This is a genomic window from Tritonibacter aquimaris (assembly GCF_009617595.1).
GTDB classification, from domain to species: domain Bacteria; phylum Pseudomonadota; class Alphaproteobacteria; order Rhodobacterales; family Rhodobacteraceae; genus Epibacterium; species Epibacterium aquimaris.
On sequence record NZ_WIXK01000002.1, the window covers coordinates 288,221 to 307,984 of the forward strand.

Consider the following 19,764-nt stretch of genomic DNA (forward strand, 5'->3'; position numbering starts at 1 on the left):
TTTGCTAACCCTTTGTAAAGCTCCTCTGCCTATTTTGAACTCAAGGTGAAACCTTGTTTTCGGAATGGGCAGAATGCCAATACATGTGACTCTCACGCGCTCCATTTCGGGCGCTCTCCTTCGGATACGACCGCTTTTTTGTGCGGTTGTTCTGCTGCCTTTGGGCAGTGCTGCAAATGCAGCCTCTGATCCTGCCATTTCAGGTCTGTGTGATATCGCCGCGCGCCACGCGTCCCGCGACCAAGGTGTTCCTTTGGATGTGTTGCGTGCAATCACCCGTACAGAAACAGGGCGTGGCAGCAAAAATGGGCTGCAACCCTGGCCCTGGACCGTCAATATGGAAGGTGCGGGCAAGTGGTTTGACAACGAAGATGAAGCCCGCCGCTACGTGTTTGCGCATTTCAAGCGTGGGGCGCGCAGCTTTGATGTTGGCTGTTTTCAGATCAACTACCGTTGGCATGGCAAAGCGTTTGATTCGATTGATCAGATGTTTGATCCGATTGCCAATGCTCAATATGCGGCGCGTTTTCTCAAAGAGCTATATGGCGAATTTGGCGATTGGTCCAAAGCTGCCGGTGCTTATCATTCACGCACACCTACATTCGCAAACAAATACGCAGCAAGATTCGAACGCATTCGCACCAATCTCGGCCCTGCGACCGTTGTAGCTTCCCTGCCTGAGCGCACGCGGCAACGCGCTGTCTTTGGCCAGCCATTGCCACTTGTTGCTGTACATAAGCCCGCGCCACTCGTCAGTCAGGGGAGTGTCAGGATGGGCTCTCTTGTGCCGCTTCAGGGCAACACCGCCGCAAATTCAGCTCTAATCCCTCTGAACTAAGAGAGACACACAGTGCCCAAACTTACGCTACAACAGATTTTTAGCCCCACCGTGCTGCTGGCTATGGCCCTGATGGCGATTATCGTCATGATGATCTTGCCGGTGCCTGCTTGGGTCTTGGATGTTGGCCTCGCCGCGTCTTTTGCGCTGGCGATTTTGATTTTCACCATTACGCTGTTTATTGAGCGGCCGCTCGATTTCTCCTCGTTCCCCACCGTATTGCTGGCATCTTTGATGCTGCGCCTGTCGCTGAATGTGTCTTCTACCAAGTTGATTATTGGTCAGGGACATAGCGGCACGGATGCGGCGGGCAATGTGATTGAAGGGTTTGCGCAATTCGTCATGGGAGGCAGCGTGTTCCTTGGGCTGGTTGTCTTTGGCGTTCTGTTGATCGTGAACTTCATGGTGATCACCAAAGGTGCGGCGCGTATGGCTGAGGTGGGCGCGCGCTTCGCACTTGATGGGATGCCCGGCAAACAGTTGGCGATTGATGCTGATATGAGCGCAGGTGCAATCGATCATGCCACTGCAAAAGAACGCCGCGAATTGGAACAGAAAGAAACGACTTTCTTCGGCTCTCTTGATGGTGCCTCCAAATTTGTAAAGGGCGACGCTGTTGCGGGTCTGTTGATCACGATGCTCAATCTGGTGGTTGGCCTGGTGATGGGGCTTCTGATCCACGATATGGCGCTGTCGGATGCCTTTGAAACCTATGCAATTTTGACCGTCGGCGACGGGCTGGTGTCGCAGATCCCATCGGTGATTATCTCGATCGCGGCGGCTTTGCTTTTGGCGCGTGGCGGCGCGCAGGGGTCAACAGATACCGCATTGCTGTCGCAGTTTTCCGGCCACCCCGCAGCCCTTGCAACAGTTGCGGTACTTATGGCGATGTTTGCGCTGGTCCCGGGCTTGCCTTTCTTGCCCTTCATGCTTGGTGCCTGTGGGCTCGGCTATGCTGCTTATGCGCTCTATAAGAAGGCCGAAGCTGAGGCCGAAGCTGCGGTCGACAACCAGATTGAAGAGGCGTCTCAACCCAGCGAGGCCCGTCCGCTTGGTGATGTTTTGGATCTTGATGATCTGCATTTGGAATTTGCGCCTGACCTTGTTGGCATGGTGCTGGATGCGGGAACGGGTTTGGATGCGCGGATTGCCAATATGCGGACCCATGTTGCCACTTCATTTGGGCTCATCCTGCCTGAAATTCGCCTGAGCGATCGCGCCGAGCTGGAAAACGGCACCTATGTGATCAAGGTTCAAGGCGTTGAGCAGGCGCGCGGTACGTTGCATCCAGATATGGTGCTCACATTGATGCCCGAAAGACATGATTCGCTGCCCCCGGGGACAGATGTGACGGAACCTGTCTATGGTGCGCCGGCGCGTTGGATTTCAGAGCATCATCGTGAAAAGGCCAATTTGATGGGCGCAACAGTGGTTGCACCGGCAGAAATCCTCGCCACCCATTTGCTTGAAGTGATCAAACTGAACTTCCCGCGCTTGCTGACGCTTAAGGCATTGCGTCGCCTGCTCGATGAGATGACCCAGCTCAGCGATGATTTCCGCGCTGAAGCCAATCGTAAACTGCTCGATGAGCTGGTGCCCGATAAGGTTCCGATCGACAGCCTGCATACAGTCTTGCGGCTGTTGCTAGAAGAGCGCGTTTCCGTTCGAAATATGCCCCTGATTTTGGAAGCAATTGCCGAAGCTCGCGCGCACACCACCCTGCCTGAGCCAATCTGCGAGCACGTGCGCCAGCGCCTTGGTTTCCAACTGGTGTCTGAGATGAAACGTGCGGACGGCACAATTCCATTGGTGCAACTGGCCCCGGAATGGGAAGATATTTTCTCGACCTATCAAATCGATACGCAGGGTTCGGGGCTGGATATCGCCTTGCCGCCGGATCAGTTCAACAAACTTGCCGATGGATTGAATGAGCGCCTGACGGAAATCACCGAACAGGGCATCAATGCGGCGGTGGTGACATCAACCCGCAGACGTCGCTATCTTAAAACGATCCTGCGTTCTCGGGGGGTAACAAACCCGGTGCTGTCGTTTGAAGAAATTGGCCTTGAGGCACAGCCGTCGCTTGTTGGGCTTGTTCCCGCATGAACATAGACTTGCTCTCAGCCGACGTGGTTACGCTCTTTGGGTTTGCCTTCTGGCATGCGGCGATTGTGTTTCTGCGCGTTGGAGCGATGGTAAGCGTGTTGCCCGCCGTTGGTGAGGCTTATGTACCGACACCGGTCAAACTGGGCATCGCCATGGCGTTCACCTTGATTGTGGCGCCGGCCGCGCCGGTGCAAAATCCACCAGATGGTGTGTTGGACTACGCGGGAATTGCTGTGAGCGAAGCCATCATTGGACTGGCCTTGGGGCTTGCGGTGAGAATCTTTGTGTTCACGTTGCAAACGGCCGGCACGATTGCGGCGAACAGTACCTCGTTGAGCCAGGCTTTTGGGACCGCGGGGCAAGAACCGATGCCTGTTATTGGTGGTTTCCTGGTTGTGGCGGGGGTGACCTTTGCCGTGATCATGGGGCTCCACATCCGTGTGGCGGAATACATGATCCAATCGTATCAGCTGTTCCCAGTGGGTGAGTTTCCAGAGGCCTCAGGCCTGTTGCAATGGATCGTGCAGCGCGTTTCACAAAGCTATACGATGGCCTTTGCATTGGCGGCCCCTTTTGTGATCACCGCCGTGGTCTACAACATTACATTGGGCTTCATAAACAAAGCGATGCCACAGTTGATGGTTGCTTTTGTCGGGGCCCCCGCGATTACCTTTGGCGGCATCTTTATTCTCATGGTCGCAAGCCCGATGATCCTGACATATTGGGGCGAAGCTCTGTTTGGCTTCTTTAAGAACCCTGTTGGGGCGCTGCAATGAGTGATCAGGACGACAGCTCTGATAAGTCATTTGAACCGACACCGGAGAAGATCAAAAAAGCCAGAGAGCAGGGCAATGTTGCCAAGTCGGCGGATCTGTCGTTGGCGGCAGCCTATATGGGGCTGGCCATTGCGTTTTACATCTCTGGCAGCGGCGCGATTCAGAAGCTGGGCGTTACGCTAAAATCCTTTATCGACCAGCCTGATCGTATGGTCGCCATGTTCTTTGATGGCTCATCTTCGGATGCACGAGCTGCCTTGCTGACCACTGTGATGAAATCTATTCTGCCGTGGTTCATTGTGCCTGCGTCTTTGGTGCTGCTCTCTATTCTGGCGCAGAAGGCATTTGTCGTTGCCCCCAGCAAGATCAAACCAAAACTTTCAAAAATTTCCATTATTTCAAACGCTAAGAACAAATTCGGCCGCTCTGGCTTGTTTGAGTTTTTGAAGAGCTTTCTCAAGCTGCTCATCTATACGTTTGGATTGGGATATTACTTATCCTCGCGGATGCCAGAGCTGATCGCATCAGCCGCAACCGGGGCCCTTTCTGTTATTATGCTGATGGGGGACATGGTTATCCAGTGTCTCATCATATCAGTGGTGATTTCGGCCGTGATTGGTGTGGTTGATGCAGGTTTCCAGCACGCAGAATTCCGACGCAGGAATATGATGTCTCGCAAAGAAGTCACCGATGAACAGAAAAACTCGGAAGGTGATCCGCATTTCAAAGGGCAACGTCGCCAGCGCGGTCAAGCGATTGCCCTTGGGCAAATGATCGCCGCGGTTCCAGATGCGGATGTGGTGATCGTGAACCCGACACATTATGCCGTGGTGCTGAAATGGAGCCGTGAACAGGGGGCTGCGCCTTCTTGTGTTGCGAAGGGCGTTGATGAAATGGCGGCTGCCATTCGCGAAAAAGCGCAGGAACATGGGGTTCCGATCCACAGCGATCCACCAACTGCGCGGGCGCTCTATGCTTCTGTTGAGATTGGGCAAGAGATCGAGGAGGAGCACTATGCTCCTGTTGCGGCGGCGATTCGATTTGCGGAATCCATGCGTGAACGCGCGAAAGGGAAAATCTGATGAAACAAAAGATGCTTGATCAAATGGCCAGCGTGACCGAAGCGCAGTACCTTCAAGAGCACGCAAAGATCAAACCCGTGCTTGATGCAGAGGCTGCTCTTCGGTCAAAGCTCACGCAATTGGATGCCCAAGTGAAAGAAGCGCGGGGTCTCAGCAACCAGGATATTGCGATGAAATCCCTGGGTGCGGATCTGTTGTGGCAGGGCTGGCATACGCGGACCCGGCGACAATTGAACGTTGAACTGGCCCAGGCGACGGCGAAAAAACTGATGGCAATGGATCGGCTGCGCAAATCTTTTGGCCGCAAACACGCTGTGGAAACCATGGCAAAAGAAGCCAAGGAAAAGCAAAAAGCCGATCGTCAGGCGCGACTGCTTGAGCAGCTCACCAAACTGTAGGTTTTGCTGTATTACGCAACAAAAAGCCCCGGGTCAGTTTCCTGACCCGGGGCCTTCTTTGGTGATATTGCTTTAGACATCCTGGCGCGAGATTTCGACAATCAAGACGTCATTGATGCCTGATCCAAGCTGGCGTTGGGCGGCTTCGCGCAATGCTGTACGCAGTGGATCCAGCATGTCCGAGCGGGTGAACGCGCCACGAAACCCACCCATATTGGCATGATCAAATAGTACCTGCAGAAACACGTCGCGCAGTTTGGGTTCAAACGCGTGTACTCGTTCCTTCATGCCGATGTCGGTTTCCAAGGACAGCGATACCACGACCAGTGAAGACAGAGATTCATGTTCCACCACTGGAACCACAAATTGGTTTTGGATTTTGAAATACTCATACATGGGCTCCGCTTCGGGATCATGTTCTGGTTTTTCTTCCTTGGCGTGTTCCTTTTCGCCTTTTTCTTCTTCGTGCATTTCACCGTCGGCCATCTCGGCTTTTTCTTCGGGTGCAGGTTTCATCATGATTCCTGCACCGATGCCGCCAGCGGTTCCAACAATCAACAAAATAACGGGGAGAAGTTTGGAGAGCATGGGTAACCTCAGAATGGGAGCACAGCGTCAAGCAACTGCTGGCCGTAGCGCGGTTGTTGGACATCGGTAATCTGGCCGCGGCCGCCATAGGACACGCGTGCGGATGCAATTTTGTCGTAGGTGATTTCGTTCTGGCGGCTGATGTCTTCAGGCCGCACATATCCTGATACCAGCAGTTCGCGAATTTCAAAGTTTACGCGAAGCTCCTGGGAGCCGTTGATGGCAAGAACGCCATTGGGGAGCACATCAACGATGGTTGCCGCAACGCGCAGTTCCAGCTTCTCTTTACGTTTGACCGAGCCCGAGCCGCCGGAGGCTGAGTTGGAATTGACAGAAACCGCTTCGGCGCTGCTTGCGCCTTCTGGCAGTTTGCGGTCCAGCCGTTGTGGCAGGCCAAGAAGCTGCGGCACGCCAAGCGTTTCAGATCCGTTGCGAGATCGAGCCGTGTCATTGGAGATCTCTGCTTTTTCGTCGATTTCAATAACCACGGTCAAAATATCCCCGCGCTGAATTGCACGGCGATCGCCCAACAAGGATTGGCGACTGCCGCTCCATAGCGACGAGTTGTCAACCGCGCGTTGGGGGCGACGTTCTTGTGGCAAACCTTCCCAGAGCATCGCAACATGTTCTGGGGTTTCATTTGCAGGGGTGAACGACGGAGGCTTGCCGAGATGATCCATACGGGCGCATGCACCCGTCAGGACAAGGCTGATTGCTGCCAGTTTTGACAAGATAGAGATCGTTTGCATCAGTTTACCTCAATCGATCCATCGGCCTTTACACGGCCAGAAACAGTGGTGCGCGATGACAGATTCATCACGCGAATAGATTCACCCTCAGCTCCTCGCCCCAATGCGCGGCCTTCGGTGGCAATTGTCAGAGACCCGTTGCGAAAACGCAGTGTCACCAGATCATTGCGTTCGATGATCGCAGGCGGGCCAAAATCGCCAGGTCGTATGGGCCGGCCGGCATAGAGTGCGACACGCGCTTCTTGGCCAACCAGTTCGTCCGCTACCGCGATGGCGCCCACGACGCTGACCTGTTTGTGCGTCAGGTCGGACGGCGCGATGATTTCTTTGGGTCGGATATTGCGCACCGGCACGATGATTTCGGCAATGGCTGATTGCGCAATCAAAGACACAAAGAGAGCGAGGGCGAGTTTCATTAGCGTACCTGGGTGGTTGCGCCCATCATCTGATCGACGGCAGAGATCACTTTGGCGTTCATTTCATAGCCGCGCTGAGCTGCGATCAACTCGGTCACTTCACGCACCGCATCAACAGAGCTGCCTTCGAGATACCCTTGGCGCAGGGTGCCAATCCCATCTTCGCCGGCCGTTGAAACGGTGGCGCCACCGGAGGCTTCGGTTTCTACAAAGAGGTTGCCACCAATTGCTTCCAGCCCTTTGGGGTTGGTGAAGTTAGCAACGCTGAACTGCCCAAGAAGCTGGCCTTCAGCGGTTTCATCGAAGTAGGCGTAAACTTCGCCTTCTGGATTGATGGAGATGCTTTTTGCATCATCAGGAATGGTGATTTCGGGAGAGACCGGGAAACCATCAGAGGTGACAATCAGCCCTTCAGCATCGCGTTTGAGCGAGCCGTCGCGGGTATACGCGGATTGGCCAGAAGGCAGCGTGACTTCAAGGTAGCCATTGCCATCGATCGCAACATCCAAATCGTTGTTTGTTTGGGTCAAAGCACCCTGTTCCAGATGGATGGAAACAGCGGCCGGACGCACGCCAAGCCCGACCTGCACGCCGGTTGGCAGAACGGTACCATCGGAGGCGTTCACGGTGCCCGCGCGGGAGACTTGTTGGTAGTGAAGATCGGCAAATTCTGCACGACGGGCATTGTAAGCCGTCGTGTTCATATTGGCGAGGTTGTTCGAAATGGTTTCAACGCGCAGCTGCTGAGCGCTCATCCCGGTGGCTGCAATTTTAAGAGCACGCATTGTTATGCCTCCTAGGTTCTGATCAGTTTGTTGATGGCGTCGCGGACACGTTGATCTTCGGTTTCCAGAAAGCTTTGTCCCATTTCATAGGCGCGCTGGATTTCGATCATGCGTGTGATCTGGTCGATGGAGTTGACGTTGGATTCTTCGAGAAACCCTTGATGAACGCGCCCATCGAGACTGTCTTCAATCTCACCGTCGACGCGGAACATGACGCCGTCTTCGCGTATGGTCTGGCTTCCTTCGCCGGGTTTGAACAGACCGATCTGCCCAAGTGCACGACCATCGGCGCTCAGCGTGCCATCGAGGCCAAACTTGATGGATTTTGCATCGCCCGGAATAAAGACCGGCGCCCGGCCCGCATCCAGCACCCGATTGCCATCAGCCGTTACCAGATCACCTGCGGCATTGGTGGCAAATGTACCTGAACGTGTCAGCCGCTCACCGCGTGGTGTTTCCACCATGAAATAAGAATCGCCTTCAATCGCGAGATCAAAGGTACCACCGGTTTTGGTCAGCGCACCTTGTTCGTTTGACGTGTTGCGAATGTTTGCTCGCGACATCGAAACAGACTCTGAACCAGGAGAAGAGGCAACAAATTCAGAGAAAATCAGACCTTCTTGGCGGTAGCCGGTGGTGGCTGAGTTGGCGATATTGTTTGCAACAACACGCATTTCCCGCATCAAACCGGTCTGGCGTGAGAGTGTTGTGTAGCTTGCCGAATCCATCAGAAGCCTCCTGCGATGAGTGGCACGAGATGCGCATCAAAAAGGGTTACGAGCGTCTGGGTCATAAAACCCATCACAGCCCAGAATACGACCAGAATGGCCACGAGCTTTGGAACGAAGGTCAGTGTCATTTCCTGGATAGAAGTCAGCGCCTGAAACAGGCCAATCGTCAGACCAACAACAAGCGCGACGGCGAGGATAGGCGTGGACATGATGACAGCAGTCCAGATGGCTTGCCGTAACGTGTCAAAGAAAAGACCTTCGCTCATCATTGTGTTAGACCGGCATCCGCATGATTTCTTGGTAGGCTTGTACGACCTTGTTTCTGACGGTCACGGCTGTCTCAACGGCCAGTTCGGTCTGTGCCAGCGCCTGCACCAAGGCGTGTGGATCCGCAGAGCCGGTCATGGCCTGAACCGAGAGCTGTTCTGACTTTTGCATCGTGGTTGCAAAGTCCTGAAAGCCTTGTTCCACGCGATCTTGAAAACCGTTTGATGTGTTGGATGGGTCAGCCTGGGTGGCAGGGCGTGCTGCAACATAGCCATTGGCGGCGGATAGGGAACGAATATCCATTCTGGATCTCCTAGTTCAGTTTATTTGCGTAGTAGGTCCATCAGGGACGTGGACATTTCCCGCACCTGATCAAACATTTTTAGGTTGGCTTCATAGCTGCGCTGCGCTTCGCGCGCGTCGGCGATTTCGATCATTAGATCAACGTTAGAGCCATCATAGTGACCAGATTCATCGGCCATTGGGTGGTTGGGGTCATAGATCTGTTGCAGCTCACCCCGGTCCAGGATGACACGACCAACCCGAACCTGTTCAGTGTTGTTGTTCAAATCGCGCACCGCCTCAAAAGGTACGGATTTGCGGCGATAGCCCGGGGTGTCGGCGTTTGAGATGTTTTCAGCAACATGGCGCAGGCGGCTGGCTTGCGCCTTGAGACCACTGGCCGAAACCGTAAGAGAATTCGCAAAATCGCTCATGGCTAAAGGGTCCCTTAGTTATCGCGAATGCTGGTGCGCAGCACGTTCATGGTTGATTTGTAGATAGAGATGGCGCGGCTGTGCTGACGGCGAACTTCCACACCTTTCAGGATTTCCTGTTCCAGCGAGACGGAGTTGCCGTTGGGGTCCGCGCCGGTTTCATCGGAGGAAATCGCCCATTCCATCCCATGCCCTTGCCCGTTCAGATGCGACGCGCGGGTTGATACCATGTCACCAGACTGCGTGCCGCGGCGCGCATATACTTCCTTAAAGGGACGGATATCTTTGGTGTGGTAGTTAGGGGTATTCGCATTGGCGATGTTTTGAGACACCAATGCCTGACGGGTCCCAGCATGGGACGCCATCGAGTATGCAATTTTAAAAACGTTCAATTCTGTGAACACCGGGGCTTCTCCCTCGATCAATTTCAATCAAGGCTTAACCCCGATTCCTTTAGAAATTGTTTTCAGAGACACATTGGAGAACCCAAACATGATTCCAGCGCTCAAAGCTCTGACCGAGGAATTGGCATCAAAACGTCTGTCCACAACTGTTGGACGGGTCACCGCGGTATCGGATGGGGTGATAAAAGTCTCTGGTCTTGCCCATGTTGCACGAATCGGGGATCGTGCCACGCTACGGCGCGCTCCGGGAGACGAGCTTGATGGCGAGATCATGAAGATCGAAGGGGATGAAGTATCGATGCTGCCGGATACGGCGCCGGATCGAATTCGAATCGATGATCCCATCCTGTTGCAACCCACCGCGTTGTTTGCGCCATCTGACAGTTGGATCGGCCGGGTTATTGATCCCTTTGGCCAACCGTTGGATGGGCGGCCCATGTTGCGTGGTGAAAACGCGCGCGATTTGATGGCGTCGCCGCCAAAGGCCGCGGCACGCCGCGGTTTGGGCGCGCGCGTTGGCACTGGCTATGCCGTCATGAACACCATGCTGCCAGTGGTAAAGGGGCAACGTATCGGCCTGTTTGCAGGCTCTGGTGTTGGTAAGTCGACGCTGTTGGCCAAGCTTGCACAACATATGGAAGCGGATGTGGTTGTGATGGCGCTGATCGGTGAGCGGGGCCGGGAGGTGAATCACTTCGTCAAGGATGTGTTGGGCGAAGAAGGGATGAAACGTGCGGTAGTGGTTGCTGCTACGTCAGATCAATCTGCATTGGTGCGCCGTCGTTGTGCCTGGGCCGCGATGAGTGTGGCAGAACATTTCCGCGATCAGGGCAAACATGTGCTGTTTCTTGCGGACTCTGTTACCCGGTTTGCAGAAGCGCATCGTGAAATCTCTGTTGCGTCTGGGGAAGCCCCGGCGCTGCGTGGCTATCCGCCATCGGTTACGCCGCTGATCACCGGTCTCTGCGAACGTGCGGGCCCTGGAGAAGAAGATCAGGGCGATATCACAGCTGTATTCAGCGTTCTGGTTGCAGGTTCCGATATGGATGAGCCGATCGCCGATATTTTGCGCGGGGTTCTGGATGGGCATGTCGTCTTGAACCGTGAAATTGCCGAACGAGGCCGTTTCCCGGCTATCGATGTGTCACGCTCTGTTTCTCGGAGCCTGCCAGCGGCCGCGAGCCAAGATGAAAACGACCAGATCTTGCAGGTGCGCAAATTCCTTGGTGCCTATGAACAATCCGAAGTGATGATCCGCGCCGGGCTTTATTCTGAAGGCACTGATCTGACGCTTGATCAGGCGGTAAAGGTCTGGCCCGAGCTGGACGCCTTTTTTGGTCGCGAAGAGGCGGGAGCTGTATCTGATAGCTTTAACCGGCTGCATCTGATCTTGCGCCGCGCTGGCAAATGATCGGTGACACATAAATACACTGCCCACCGCTTTGGGAAACGGTGGGCAGCGGTGAACCTGATGGAGACCACGGAGGTAGCCGCCTGATCATGGTTCACGAGGAAGAGGGGATTGCACCAGCTGTATAAAGCTTGTGCTGATGCCTCGTTGATGGTCGTGTTTCGTTAGATACGCATGCGAGGCACGTCGTTTGGATCGAGGTGCAGCTCGATCAGCACGGGGCCTTTGCGATCCGAGAGTTGGGCAGTGGCGGCCTCTAGCTCTTCTATAGAGCGTACTTCAATCCCTGTACCTCCAAGGGCCGTGGCCACGGCCGCGAAAGATGGCCATTCAAACGTGGTCAGCTCCGGATCCATTTCGCGGTCCAGAAACTGAATGTGTTCTGCGCCATAGGCTGCATCGTTGCAGACGATGATGATCAGATCCAAGCCTAGGCGCACGGCTGTGTTGAACTCATTGATGCCACCCATCATAAATCCGCCATCACCGGTAAACAGAACCACCGGGCGGCTGCGGTCGGCAACCCCTGCACCAATGGCTTCTTGCAGGCCAAGGCCGATAGAACCGAAATTTGCAGTAGGGATAAAACTCTGCGGGTCAGAGACTGAAATACGGCACCAGACTTCGGTCATGAAACGGCCGCCATCGGTCACCACAATGCGGTTTTCCGGCAGTGTCTGTTCCAACAATTCGATGGCTGGGACATAATCTACTGTGCCCGGGGCAAAGCTGCGGGATTTATGTGGTTCATGTTGGGTGAGCTCTGCCGAATCGAGCTCACGGGTAAAGCCGCTGGGCTGAATTTCGGCCTCATTCAACCAAAAGACAAAATTATCAGCTGTAAGCGCCGCATCGGCAACCAGCGCCGCGTCTGGGTGCACAGACAGGCCAATCGCCTTGCCTTTGTTGTCGATCTGCACAACGCGCTTGCCTTCGATAAGCTTGCCGCGATCGGTGGTGAATTCATGTAGGGCAGTGCCAAAACAGATGATGCAATCGGCTTTGCTGATCGCATCATAGGTTGCAGGTGTGCTGAGGGTGCCAAAAATATCCAGATTGTAGGGGTGGTCATTGAACAAGCCTTTTGCCTTGAGTGTTGTGGCAAGCGGGGCTTCTAGCCGGTCGGCCAGCTTGATGATGCTGTCACGTGCGTCGCAGGCACCGGCCCCTGCCAAAATCATCGGGCGTTTGGCCGACGCGATCATACCAACGGCCTCATCCAGCACGTCGCCCTCTGGCGCGTAGGCTGGGGTTTCGAAATGGGTGTAGCCAACCGTGCTATGAGTGGTTTTTTCCCACATATAGTCTGCTGGCATGTTCAGCACGATTGGGCGTTTTTCGACCTGAGCACGATAGATCGCTTGGGCAAAATCCTTTGAGGCTGTTTCCGGCAGGCGCACCTGAACAAACCCTGCACCTGTGGATTTGACCACTTCGCGTTGATCAATAGATTGCAGGTGACGCGGGTTTGAAGCGGGGGTGTCACCGGCCAGTAAAACCATAGGGATGTTACCGCGCACCCCTTCGGTCAGGGCGGTGACACAGTTTGTGAGCGCTGGCCCATGGGTGACGGTCGCGACGCCAACTTTCCCGGAAATATGTGCATAGGCAAATGCCATAAGAACCGAACTGCCCTCATATGCGGCAGGTACAAAGGTTCCGCCAAAGTCACGGACAAAGGAATCGGCAAAGAAGAGATTGGCATCTCCCATCAAACCAAAGAGCGTATCAACCTTATGGTCCCTCAACGCTCGGGCGATGGATTGATAGGTATAGATGCTTTCTTCTGACATTTGCTTCGCGCCTCCTCAAGCTGGAAGAAGTTTCCCTCTTGTGAATGTTAGCTGTGAAGCGCTGCGCAGGCGTTGCGAAGATCAGCAAGAAACGTCGGGTCAATGAACAAATTTCGCGTATTTGGATGAGACGGCGCGCATTTGATGCAGTTAATATGTTGCATATGCAGAATGGGGGCGTGGATGGATCAGTTTGATTTGCGTATATTGGCGGCGCTTCAGGGTGATGGAACCCTGACAAATGCAGCATTGTCAGAGCAGGTTCATCTCTCTGCCTCGCAGTGTTCGAGACGTCGGGTTGCTCTTGAACAAGCGGGTCTGATCGAAGGGTATCGTGCCAAGTTAAGCGCTGAAAAGCTGGGCGTACGCCTGCAGGCGATTGTGCGGGTTACCCTCAAAGAGCACGATAAAGATGCGCACAATGCGTTCTCGAGCTGGGTGTCCGCCCAGCCAGAGGTGCAATCTGCGTTTTCAGCCTCAGGGGATGCGGATTATATCCTGATGGTGCGTATGCGAGATTTAGAGGCATTCTCCGAGTTTCTGCATGAAAGGCTGCTGTTTCAGCCGCAGGTGGCACAGGTGAAATCGGATTTTGTGCTGAAAACATTGAAAGACAGCCAGGAGTTGGATGTTTATTCGGTTTCCGCCAGCTAGGGCACGCGCGTAGGGCAGCCTTCGCAAGGGCCCGCCCTGTTGTCGATGGTGCAATAACCCAGCACAAGTCATGAAGTGCTTTCAGCGGCGTTTCTGGTGGAAGCTTGTTGCAGATCAATACCGGCACAGCTGTTTCGTGGCACGTGGGTGATATGGACACTAGGGAGGCCACGATGCTGGATCAAGACCTTCACACGACACCAATCACCCCGAGTTTGCAACATAATGACGCGCCGCTGATGCGTGTGCGTGATCTTTCTTTGTACTATGGGCAGAAACAGGCACTGGATGGCGTCACGTTCGACCTCTATCCACAGGAAATCCTGGCCTTTATTGGCCCTTCAGGTTGCGGCAAGACCACCGCATTGAAATGCCTGAATCGGATGCATGACGGAAATCGTGGGGTTCGTATTGAGGGCTCCATCGAAATGGAAGGCGTCGATATCCATGACCCAGACATTGATCCTCCGCTGTTGCGCCGCCGCTTTGGTTGGGTTGCCCAAAAGCCGAACCCATTTCCCTTTTCCATCTGGCGCAATGTGGCCTACGGCGCGCGTATCCACGGGTTGATGAACAGTTCTGCAGATCTGGATGCCCATGTCGAAAACTGTCTGCGTCGCGCGTTTTTGTGGGACGAGGTTAAGGATCATCTCCATACGAAACAGGGCACATCCCTTTCAGGAGGGCAGCAACAACGGCTGTGTGTGGCCCGTGCCTTGGCGACTCAGCCAGATGTGTTGTTGATGGATGAACCAACCGGTTCCGTTGACCCAGTTGCGACCGCCAAACTCGAAGCATTGATGCTTGAGCTGAAATCCAGCCATTCCATTGTTGTGGTCACCCATTCCATGATGGAGGCGAAACGCATCGCGGATCGCGTGGCTTACTTCCATCTCGGGCAGTTATTGGAGATTGGATCGACCCAGATGATTTTTGATCATCCCGCAGATCCAAGGACCCGCGCGTTTGTCGGCGGCAAATTCGGATAAGAAAAACCCCCGGCGTTTGGGCCGGGGGGTCAATTTAAAAGTCCAGATTTTCCACACTCAGCGCGTTTTTCTGGATGAATTCGCGGCGAGGCTCTACCACGTCGCCCATCAGCTTGGTGAAGAGGTCATCCGCCTCGACCATGTCATCAACCCGTACTTGCAGCAGGGTGCGTGCATCGGGATCCAAAGTGGTTTCCCACAGCTGATCCGGGTTCATCTCACCCAGGCCTTTGTAGCGTTGTAGCGACAGGCCTTTTTCCCCTTCTTCCAGGATCGCTGAAAGCAGGCCAAGCGGCCCGTGAATGGTTTGGCTGCGATCCTTGCGCTGCAGCAGTGCATGGGTGCCGTAAACCTCTTGCAGGGATTGCGTGAAGCTGCCGGTTTTACGTGCCTCACCAGAGCGTAGCATCGGGCCGTCCAGGCTGCGAACCTCCTCAACGCCGCGCAGAATGCGGGCAAGACGGATGCCATGATCCTGGGTGATACGACCTTGCCAGCCACGTTCATATTCCAGCGCAATCAGATCAAGGCGCTGGGCGACTTTGTCAGCAACACCCTGAAGGTCAGCGTCCACAGCACCGGGAATAAAGGCACCAGCAACCGCGGCTTGTTCCAGAATATGGCGTGGATAATGGGTTGGGAACGCGTCCAGAACTCGTTTCAGCCGTCGTGCTTCGTCCACGACCCGGGTAAGATCTGCGCCCGCTATTTCGGAACCATTGCCCAATTTTAGCACGGCACCGTCGACGCCCTGATTGATCAAGTAATCGTCCATGGCGGACTGATCTTTCAGATACACCTCGGATTTGCCGCGCGACACTTTATACAAAGGCGGTTGAGCGATATAGAGATAGCCGCCTTCAATCAGTTCCGGCATTTGACGATAGAAGAAGGTCAGCAGCAGGGTCCGAATGTGGGCACCATCCACATCCGCATCGGTCATGATGACGATCTTGTGGTAACGCAGCTTTTCGATGTTGAATTCATCGCGCCCAATGCCGGTGCCAAGAGCCATAACAAGGTTGCCGATCTCCTGAGACGACAGCATTCTGTCAAACCGGGCCCGCTCAACGTTGAGGATCTTACCCTTCAGCGGCAGGATCGCCTGTGTTTGCCGGTCGCGGCCGGTCTGTGCAGAGCCACCCGCAGAGTCACCCTCCACAAGGAAGAGTTCGGTTTTGGTTGCGTCTTTTTCCGAGCAATCTTTGAGCTTACCTGCCAGGAAGTTCACATCCATCGCGGTTTTACGGCGTGTCAGTTCGCGCGCCTTACGGGCAGCTTCGCGGGCCAGCGCAGCCTCAATGATTTTGCCAACCACCTGTTTGGCCACATTGGGGTTTTCTTCAAACCATTCGGACAGTTTCTCGTTCATCAGGCTTTCAACAACCGGACGAACTTCTGATGAAACCAGCTTGTCTTTGGTCTGGCTGGAGAATTTCGGATCCGGCACTTTAACCGAGAGCACGCAGGTCAGGCCTTCGCGCGCATCGTCACCGGTAAAGGAGACCTTTTCTTTTTTCGCAATGCCCGAAGATTGTGCATAGTTGTTGATGGTGCGCGTCAATGCCCCGCGGAAACCGGCCACATGGGTGCCGCCATCGCGCTGAGGGATGTTGTTGGTAAACGGCAGCACGGTTTCATGGTAGCTGTCGTTCCACCACATGGCGATTTCCACACCGATGTCATCTTTTTCGCCTTTGATATAGATCGGCGCGTCCATGACCGGAGATTTGGAGCGGTCGAGATATTTAACGAACTCATTGACGCCACCTTCGTAGTAGAGCTCGGTTTCAAGCCGCTCTGCAGGGCGTTCGTCGATCAAAATGATGCGGACGCCGGAATTCAGAAACGCGAGCTCACGCAGGCGTTTTTCCAGCGTCTCGTAAATATATTCCAGGTTGGAGAATGTGTCGGTGGATGCCAGGAAACGCACCTCGGTCCCTGTGCGATCACCACACTCGCCAACAACCTCAAGATGCTTCGCTGTGTCGCCGCGTTCAAAGCGTGCGATGTGTTCTTTCCCGTTGCGCCAGATGCGCAGCTCCAGCCAGTCGGAGAGCGCGTTTACAACGGATACACCCACACCGTGCAAACCGCCGGACACCTTGTAGGAGTTGCTGTCAAATTTCCCGCCTGCGTGGAGCTGGGTCATGATGACCTCAGCTGCGGACACGCCTTCTTCGGGGTGAATGTCGACGGGGATGCCGCGACCATTGTCGCCGACAGAAACGCTGGAATCCGCGTGAATTTTCACGGTTACCGCGTCTGCATGGCCCGCAAGCGCCTCGTCGATCCCGTTATCGACCACCTCATAGACCATGTGGTGCAGGCCCGAGCCATCATCGGTGTCACCGATATACATGCCAGGGCGCTTGCGAACGGCTTCTAACCCCTTGAGAACCTTAATGGAATCCGCGCCATATTCTGCTGGAGTTTGCTCGTTCTCAGACATGCATGCTTTCCTGATTTTACCTTGTGATTTTATACGAATTTCCCAGTGGGATGTCACGGGCAGGGAGGGATATTTCTTGGCGAATTCAAACCGATTTCAAGCTGTTATCCGCCGCATTTGAAATCGCGGCTTAGCGGGGTTCAACCACCGAGGTTTGATCTTTTTCGAGCACTTCGAATTTTTGCACGCGCTCGTTGCATTCGGCAAAAAGTTCGGGCCCTGTTCCGGTCATCCAAGCCTGAATGCCAAGGGCCGAGATCTCATCATACAGGGCGGCCCGGCGATCCGCATCCAGATGCGCTGCTACCTCATCCAGAAGCAGAATAGGCGGCATATCATCGCGTGCTTTTAATGCGCGGGCATTGGCCAGAACAAGCGACACCAGCAGCGCCTTTTGTTCCCCGGTGGAGCAGTCCCGCGCGGGTAGAGATTTGGTGCGATAAGTCCCCAAAAGATCCGTACGGTGGGGGCCTACCGATGTGCGGCCTGTTGCCAGATCGCGAAACCGGCTTTCTTCGAGCGCATCCTGAAAATCTGCCGCTGTGTTTGGCATTGCGGCCTCAGATTGGAGCAGCTCCAGCTCGGCAATGGGAAAAGCGGTTTCTGCCTTTGCCTGGGCCTCATGCAGGGTATCAACAGCATCCAGACGCGCCTGATGAATAAGATGCCCGGTTTCGGCCATCTGTTTTTCGATCACCGCATACCATCCACCATCGCGGATCTGTTGCTTCAGCAGTTTGTTGCGTTCCCGCATGGCTTTTGCGTAGGCCAATGTGGCCTCTGCATGGTCTGGCACAAAGCTTAGCGCGACCCGATCAAGAAACCGCCGCCGCCCCTCAGCATTTTCGATCCAGAGACGGTCCATTGCAGGCACCAACCAGACCACACTGGCAATCTGCCCCAGGGCAATTTGATTGGCGGATTTATTGTCGATCCGCACTTGCCGCGCTTGACCGGACTCAGACCAGGTTTCCACCTCATAGAGCTGCTCATTTGCGCGCAGGGTCGCGCTGAGCTTCCAGCCGGGGCTTTCCGGTCTGCGCGCCATTTCCGAAGCGGAGGCGCGGCGAATACCACGGCCCGGCGAGAACAGCGATACGGCCTCCAGAATATTGGTTTTGCCCGCGCCGTTGTTGCCAAAAAGGGCTACCGGGCGACCATCCAATTGCAAATTCGCCCGCAGATGCGAGCGAAAATGCGAAAGGTTCAAAGATGTCAGTGCAAGCATGGCGACAACGGAAGTTCAAATTCCATAAAGGGTGGTTGCGCCAGGTAGATGCGTGATCCCACGTTAGACCCGCATTGGCATGACAACATAAACAGCGCTGTCATCGTTGCCTTCACGCATCAAAGTGGGGTCGCCAGAAGAGTTGAACATGAACACGGCGTTTTCACGATCAACCTGATTGGCAATTTCCAACAGGTATTTTGCGTTAAAGCCAATATCCAGATGTTCGTCGCTATAGGCTACGGCGAGCTCTTCTTCAGCGGCGCCGCTGTCTGGTGCGTTTACTGACAGGATCAGGCGGTCTTCTTCCAGCTGCAGTTTCACGGCACGTGAACGTTCAGACGAGACAGTTGCGACACGGTCAACAGCCTGGGCAAATTCGGTCGCATCCACTTCGAGGCGTCGTGTGTTGCCCACTGGGATCACGCGGGTGTAATCTGGGAAGGTGCCATCAATCACCTTGGAGGTCAGGGTAATATTGGGGGTGGCAAAGCGCACTTTGGTTTCTGACACAGAAACTGCGATATCCATATCGTCGTCGTCCAAGAGCTTGCGCAGCTCGCCCACGGTTTTGCGCGGGACAATCACGCCCGGCATCGCCTCGGCACCGCCGGGAAGATCTGCATCAATCCGGGCCAGACGGTGGCCATCGGTTGCAACACAGCGCAGTACACGATCGCCGGTGCTGCCATCGGTGATGTGCATATAGACGCCGTTCAGATAGTAACGGGTCTCTTCGGTTGAGATCGCGAACTTTGATTTATCAAACAGGCGGCGCAGAACTGCAGCTTTGGCGGCAAAGTTTGACTGATATTCAGCGGTAGCCATCACAGGGAAGTCTTCGCGCGGAAGCGTTGCCAGCGAGAAGTTTGAACGCCCTGCTTCAACTGTCAGGCGGCCAGTGGCCGCGTCAGCGGTCAAAGATACCAGCGCGCCATCCGGGAGCTTGCGCACGATCTCGTGCAGCGTTGTTGCGGCAACGGTTGTTGCACCGGCTCGTTCAACCTGGGCGTTTGCCCGATCGACAACTTCGATGTCGAGATCGGTGGCCCGAAACTGGACCGTGTCGCCCTCGGCTTCGATCAAAACATTGGCCAGGATAGGAATAGTGTTGCGACGTTCCACAACGGACTGTGCCTGGGCTACAGCCTTCAGAAGCGTGCCGCGTTCGATACTGATCTTCATATCCCTCATTCCTTTCGTCTGGCTTCACCAGCAACCGGCCGTGACGCCGGGAGGCTACGGTAACCTTTTGCGCCCCTAAGACAAGACCTTATTCGATTTCTCCAATTGTAGATGACCAGCGTCAAGGGGCCTCATGGGTAGAAGCGCCGGAAACGTTGCATTGCGGCAGTTTCTGCAACGCAAAACGGCCCCGAAA

General features: G+C 54.8%; 21 protein-coding genes. 8 read left to right on the forward strand and 13 right to left on the reverse strand.

Features of this window, described 5'->3' with window-relative positions; translation table 11 throughout:
* Positions 1 to 73: 73 nt before the first annotated feature.
* From GG681_RS04955 to GG681_RS04975, 5 genes are all read left to right on the forward strand, one after another.
* Positions 74 to 838, forward strand: coding sequence for a lytic transglycosylase domain-containing protein (locus GG681_RS04955; RefSeq protein ID WP_153545712.1), 765 nt, complete (start codon positions 74 to 76; stop codon positions 836 to 838).
* A gap of 63 nt (positions 839 to 901) precedes the next feature.
* Positions 902 to 2,944, forward strand: a complete 2,043-nt coding sequence (gene flhA, locus GG681_RS04960) for a flagellar biosynthesis protein FlhA (RefSeq protein ID WP_153546136.1) — start codon at positions 902 to 904, stop codon at positions 2,942 to 2,944.
* A complete protein-coding gene (locus GG681_RS04965) occupies positions 2,941 to 3,720 on the forward strand; it encodes a flagellar biosynthetic protein FliR (RefSeq protein ID WP_153545714.1) in 780 nt (259 codons plus the stop codon). Before flhA ends, GG681_RS04965 begins: the two co-directional genes overlap by 4 nt.
* Positions 3,717 to 4,802 (forward strand): flagellar type III secretion system protein FlhB, encoded by a 1,086-nt coding sequence (gene flhB, locus GG681_RS04970; protein ID WP_153545716.1) that lies wholly within the window; start codon positions 3,717 to 3,719, stop codon positions 4,800 to 4,802. Before GG681_RS04965 ends, flhB begins: the two co-directional genes overlap by 4 nt.
* Complete coding sequence (locus GG681_RS04975; protein ID WP_153545718.1) at positions 4,802 to 5,200, forward strand: hypothetical protein; 399 nt, start codon at positions 4,802 to 4,804, stop codon at positions 5,198 to 5,200. The genes flhB and GG681_RS04975 overlap by 1 nt, the downstream gene beginning before the upstream one ends.
* Positions 5,201 to 5,272: 72 nt before the next feature.
* Here the strand turns inward: GG681_RS04975 and GG681_RS04980 are convergent, their stop codons facing one another.
* Genes GG681_RS04980 through GG681_RS05020 form a run of 9 tightly spaced genes read right to left on the reverse strand, consistent with a single transcriptional unit; the run spans position 5,273 to position 9,856 of the window.
* Positions 5,273 to 5,788, reverse strand: a complete 516-nt coding sequence (locus GG681_RS04980) for a flagellar basal body-associated protein FliL (RefSeq protein ID WP_153545720.1) — start codon at positions 5,786 to 5,788, stop codon at positions 5,273 to 5,275.
* An 8-nt stretch (positions 5,789 to 5,796) separates the two neighbouring features.
* Entirely contained in the window at positions 5,797 to 6,537 is a 741-nt protein-coding gene (flgH, locus tag GG681_RS04985; protein ID WP_153545722.1) for a flagellar basal body L-ring protein FlgH, read from the reverse strand.
* The gene (gene flgA / locus GG681_RS04990; RefSeq protein WP_153545724.1) at positions 6,537 to 6,953 is read right to left on the reverse strand and encodes a flagellar basal body P-ring formation chaperone FlgA; all 417 of its coding nucleotides are present in this window, start codon (positions 6,951 to 6,953) and stop codon (positions 6,537 to 6,539) included. The genes flgH and flgA overlap by 1 nt, the downstream gene beginning before the upstream one ends.
* Positions 6,953 to 7,738 carry a flagellar basal-body rod protein FlgG gene (gene flgG / locus GG681_RS04995; protein WP_153545726.1) on the reverse strand — a complete coding sequence of 262 codons (786 nt, stop codon included), beginning with the start codon at positions 7,736 to 7,738 and terminating at the stop codon, positions 6,953 to 6,955. The genes flgA and flgG overlap by 1 nt, the downstream gene beginning before the upstream one ends.
* An 11-nt stretch (positions 7,739 to 7,749) precedes the next feature.
* Complete coding sequence (locus GG681_RS05000; protein WP_153545728.1) at positions 7,750 to 8,466, reverse strand: flagellar hook-basal body complex protein; 717 nt, start codon at positions 8,464 to 8,466, stop codon at positions 7,750 to 7,752.
* A complete protein-coding gene (locus GG681_RS05005; RefSeq protein WP_153545730.1) occupies positions 8,466 to 8,738 on the reverse strand; it encodes a flagellar biosynthetic protein FliQ in 273 nt (90 codons plus the stop codon). The genes GG681_RS05000 and GG681_RS05005 overlap by 1 nt, the downstream gene beginning before the upstream one ends.
* A gap of 4 nt (positions 8,739 to 8,742) precedes the next feature.
* Positions 8,743 to 9,039 carry a flagellar hook-basal body complex protein FliE gene (gene fliE / locus GG681_RS05010; RefSeq protein ID WP_153545732.1) on the reverse strand — a complete coding sequence of 99 codons (297 nt, stop codon included), beginning with the start codon at positions 9,037 to 9,039 and terminating at the stop codon, positions 8,743 to 8,745.
* 20 nt (positions 9,040 to 9,059) lie between these two features.
* Positions 9,060 to 9,452, reverse strand: coding sequence for a flagellar basal body rod protein FlgC (gene flgC, locus GG681_RS05015; protein ID WP_153545734.1), 393 nt, complete (start codon positions 9,450 to 9,452; stop codon positions 9,060 to 9,062).
* Between the two features lie 14 nt (positions 9,453 to 9,466).
* Positions 9,467 to 9,856: a FlgB family protein gene (locus GG681_RS05020; protein WP_328593269.1), complete on the reverse strand. Its 390-nt coding sequence runs from the start codon at positions 9,854 to 9,856 to the stop codon at positions 9,467 to 9,469.
* An 88-nt stretch (positions 9,857 to 9,944) separates the two neighbouring features.
* Here GG681_RS05020 and GG681_RS05025 point away from each other — a divergent pair, with 88 nt between their 5' ends.
* Positions 9,945 to 11,267 carry a FliI/YscN family ATPase gene (locus GG681_RS05025; protein ID WP_153545738.1) on the forward strand — a complete coding sequence of 441 codons (1,323 nt, stop codon included), beginning with the start codon at positions 9,945 to 9,947 and terminating at the stop codon, positions 11,265 to 11,267.
* 164 nt (positions 11,268 to 11,431) lie between these two features.
* On the opposite strand, the gene GG681_RS05030 is transcribed toward GG681_RS05025, so the two are convergent.
* On the reverse strand, positions 11,432 to 13,060 hold the full coding sequence (locus GG681_RS05030) for a thiamine pyrophosphate-binding protein (RefSeq protein WP_153545739.1): 1,629 nt from the start codon (positions 13,058 to 13,060) through the stop codon (positions 11,432 to 11,434).
* A gap of 183 nt (positions 13,061 to 13,243) precedes the next feature.
* Here GG681_RS05030 and GG681_RS05035 point away from each other — a divergent pair, with 183 nt between their 5' ends.
* Together GG681_RS05035 and GG681_RS05040 are read left to right on the forward strand one after the other, a co-directional pair.
* On the forward strand, positions 13,244 to 13,714 hold the full coding sequence (locus GG681_RS05035) for an Lrp/AsnC family transcriptional regulator (protein ID WP_235899729.1): 471 nt from the start codon (positions 13,244 to 13,246) through the stop codon (positions 13,712 to 13,714).
* A 239-nt stretch (positions 13,715 to 13,953) separates the two neighbouring features.
* Positions 13,954 to 14,703 carry a phosphate ABC transporter ATP-binding protein gene (locus GG681_RS05040; protein ID WP_214645132.1) on the forward strand — a complete coding sequence of 250 codons (750 nt, stop codon included), beginning with the start codon at positions 13,954 to 13,956 and terminating at the stop codon, positions 14,701 to 14,703.
* A gap of 34 nt (positions 14,704 to 14,737) precedes the next feature.
* Here the strand turns inward: GG681_RS05040 and gyrB are convergent, their stop codons facing one another.
* The 3 genes from gyrB to dnaN form a co-directional block, all read right to left on the reverse strand.
* A complete protein-coding gene (gyrB, locus tag GG681_RS05045) occupies positions 14,738 to 17,155 on the reverse strand; it encodes a DNA topoisomerase (ATP-hydrolyzing) subunit B (RefSeq protein ID WP_153545745.1) in 2,418 nt (805 codons plus the stop codon).
* 130 nt (positions 17,156 to 17,285) lie between these two features.
* Complete coding sequence (recF, locus tag GG681_RS05050; RefSeq protein WP_153545747.1) at positions 17,286 to 18,383, reverse strand: DNA replication/repair protein RecF; 1,098 nt, start codon at positions 18,381 to 18,383, stop codon at positions 17,286 to 17,288.
* 63 nt (positions 18,384 to 18,446) lie between these two features.
* Positions 18,447 to 19,568 (reverse strand): DNA polymerase III subunit beta, encoded by a 1,122-nt coding sequence (dnaN, locus tag GG681_RS05055; protein WP_153545749.1) that lies wholly within the window; start codon positions 19,566 to 19,568, stop codon positions 18,447 to 18,449.
* Positions 19,569 to 19,764: the final 196 nt, after the last annotated feature.

Coding starts and splice junctions, on each gene's coding strand:
- GG681_RS05035 (WP_235899729.1), top strand. CDS start 13,244: ATGGATCAGTTTGATTTGCGTATATTGGCGGCGCTTCAGGGTGATGGA.
- flhA (WP_153546136.1), top strand. CDS start 902: ATGGCCCTGATGGCGATTATCGTCATGATGATCTTGCCGGTGCCTGCT.
- GG681_RS05040 (WP_214645132.1), top strand. CDS start 13,954: ATGCGTGTGCGTGATCTTTCTTTGTACTATGGGCAGAAACAGGCACTG.
- gyrB (WP_153545745.1), bottom strand. CDS start 17,155: ATGTCTGAGAACGAGCAAACTCCAGCAGAATATGGCGCGGATTCCATT.
- GG681_RS05030 (WP_153545739.1), bottom strand. CDS start 13,060: ATGTCAGAAGAAAGCATCTATACCTATCAATCCATCGCCCGAGCGTTG.
- flgA (WP_153545724.1), bottom strand. CDS start 6,953: ATGAAACTCGCCCTCGCTCTCTTTGTGTCTTTGATTGCGCAATCAGCC.
- flgC (WP_153545734.1), bottom strand. CDS start 9,452: ATGAGCGATTTTGCGAATTCTCTTACGGTTTCGGCCAGTGGTCTCAAG.
- recF (WP_153545747.1), bottom strand. CDS start 18,383: ATGCTTGCACTGACATCTTTGAACCTTTCGCATTTTCGCTCGCATCTG.
- dnaN (WP_153545749.1), bottom strand. CDS start 19,568: ATGAAGATCAGTATCGAACGCGGCACGCTTCTGAAGGCTGTAGCCCAG.
- GG681_RS05000 (WP_153545728.1), bottom strand. CDS start 8,466: ATGGATTCGGCAAGCTACACAACACTCTCACGCCAGACCGGTTTGATG.
- flgG (WP_153545726.1), bottom strand. CDS start 7,738: ATGCGTGCTCTTAAAATTGCAGCCACCGGGATGAGCGCTCAGCAGCTG.
- GG681_RS04955 (WP_153545712.1), top strand. CDS start 74: ATGCCAATACATGTGACTCTCACGCGCTCCATTTCGGGCGCTCTCCTT.
- GG681_RS04980 (WP_153545720.1), bottom strand. CDS start 5,788: ATGCTCTCCAAACTTCTCCCCGTTATTTTGTTGATTGTTGGAACCGCT.
- fliE (WP_153545732.1), bottom strand. CDS start 9,039: ATGGATATTCGTTCCCTATCCGCCGCCAATGGCTATGTTGCAGCACGC.
- flgH (WP_153545722.1), bottom strand. CDS start 6,537: ATGCAAACGATCTCTATCTTGTCAAAACTGGCAGCAATCAGCCTTGTC.
- GG681_RS04975 (WP_153545718.1), top strand. CDS start 4,802: ATGAAACAAAAGATGCTTGATCAAATGGCCAGCGTGACCGAAGCGCAG.
- flhB (WP_153545716.1), top strand. CDS start 3,717: ATGAGTGATCAGGACGACAGCTCTGATAAGTCATTTGAACCGACACCG.
- GG681_RS05005 (WP_153545730.1), bottom strand. CDS start 8,738: ATGATGAGCGAAGGTCTTTTCTTTGACACGTTACGGCAAGCCATCTGG.
- GG681_RS04965 (WP_153545714.1), top strand. CDS start 2,941: ATGAACATAGACTTGCTCTCAGCCGACGTGGTTACGCTCTTTGGGTTT.
- GG681_RS05025 (WP_153545738.1), top strand. CDS start 9,945: ATGATTCCAGCGCTCAAAGCTCTGACCGAGGAATTGGCATCAAAACGT.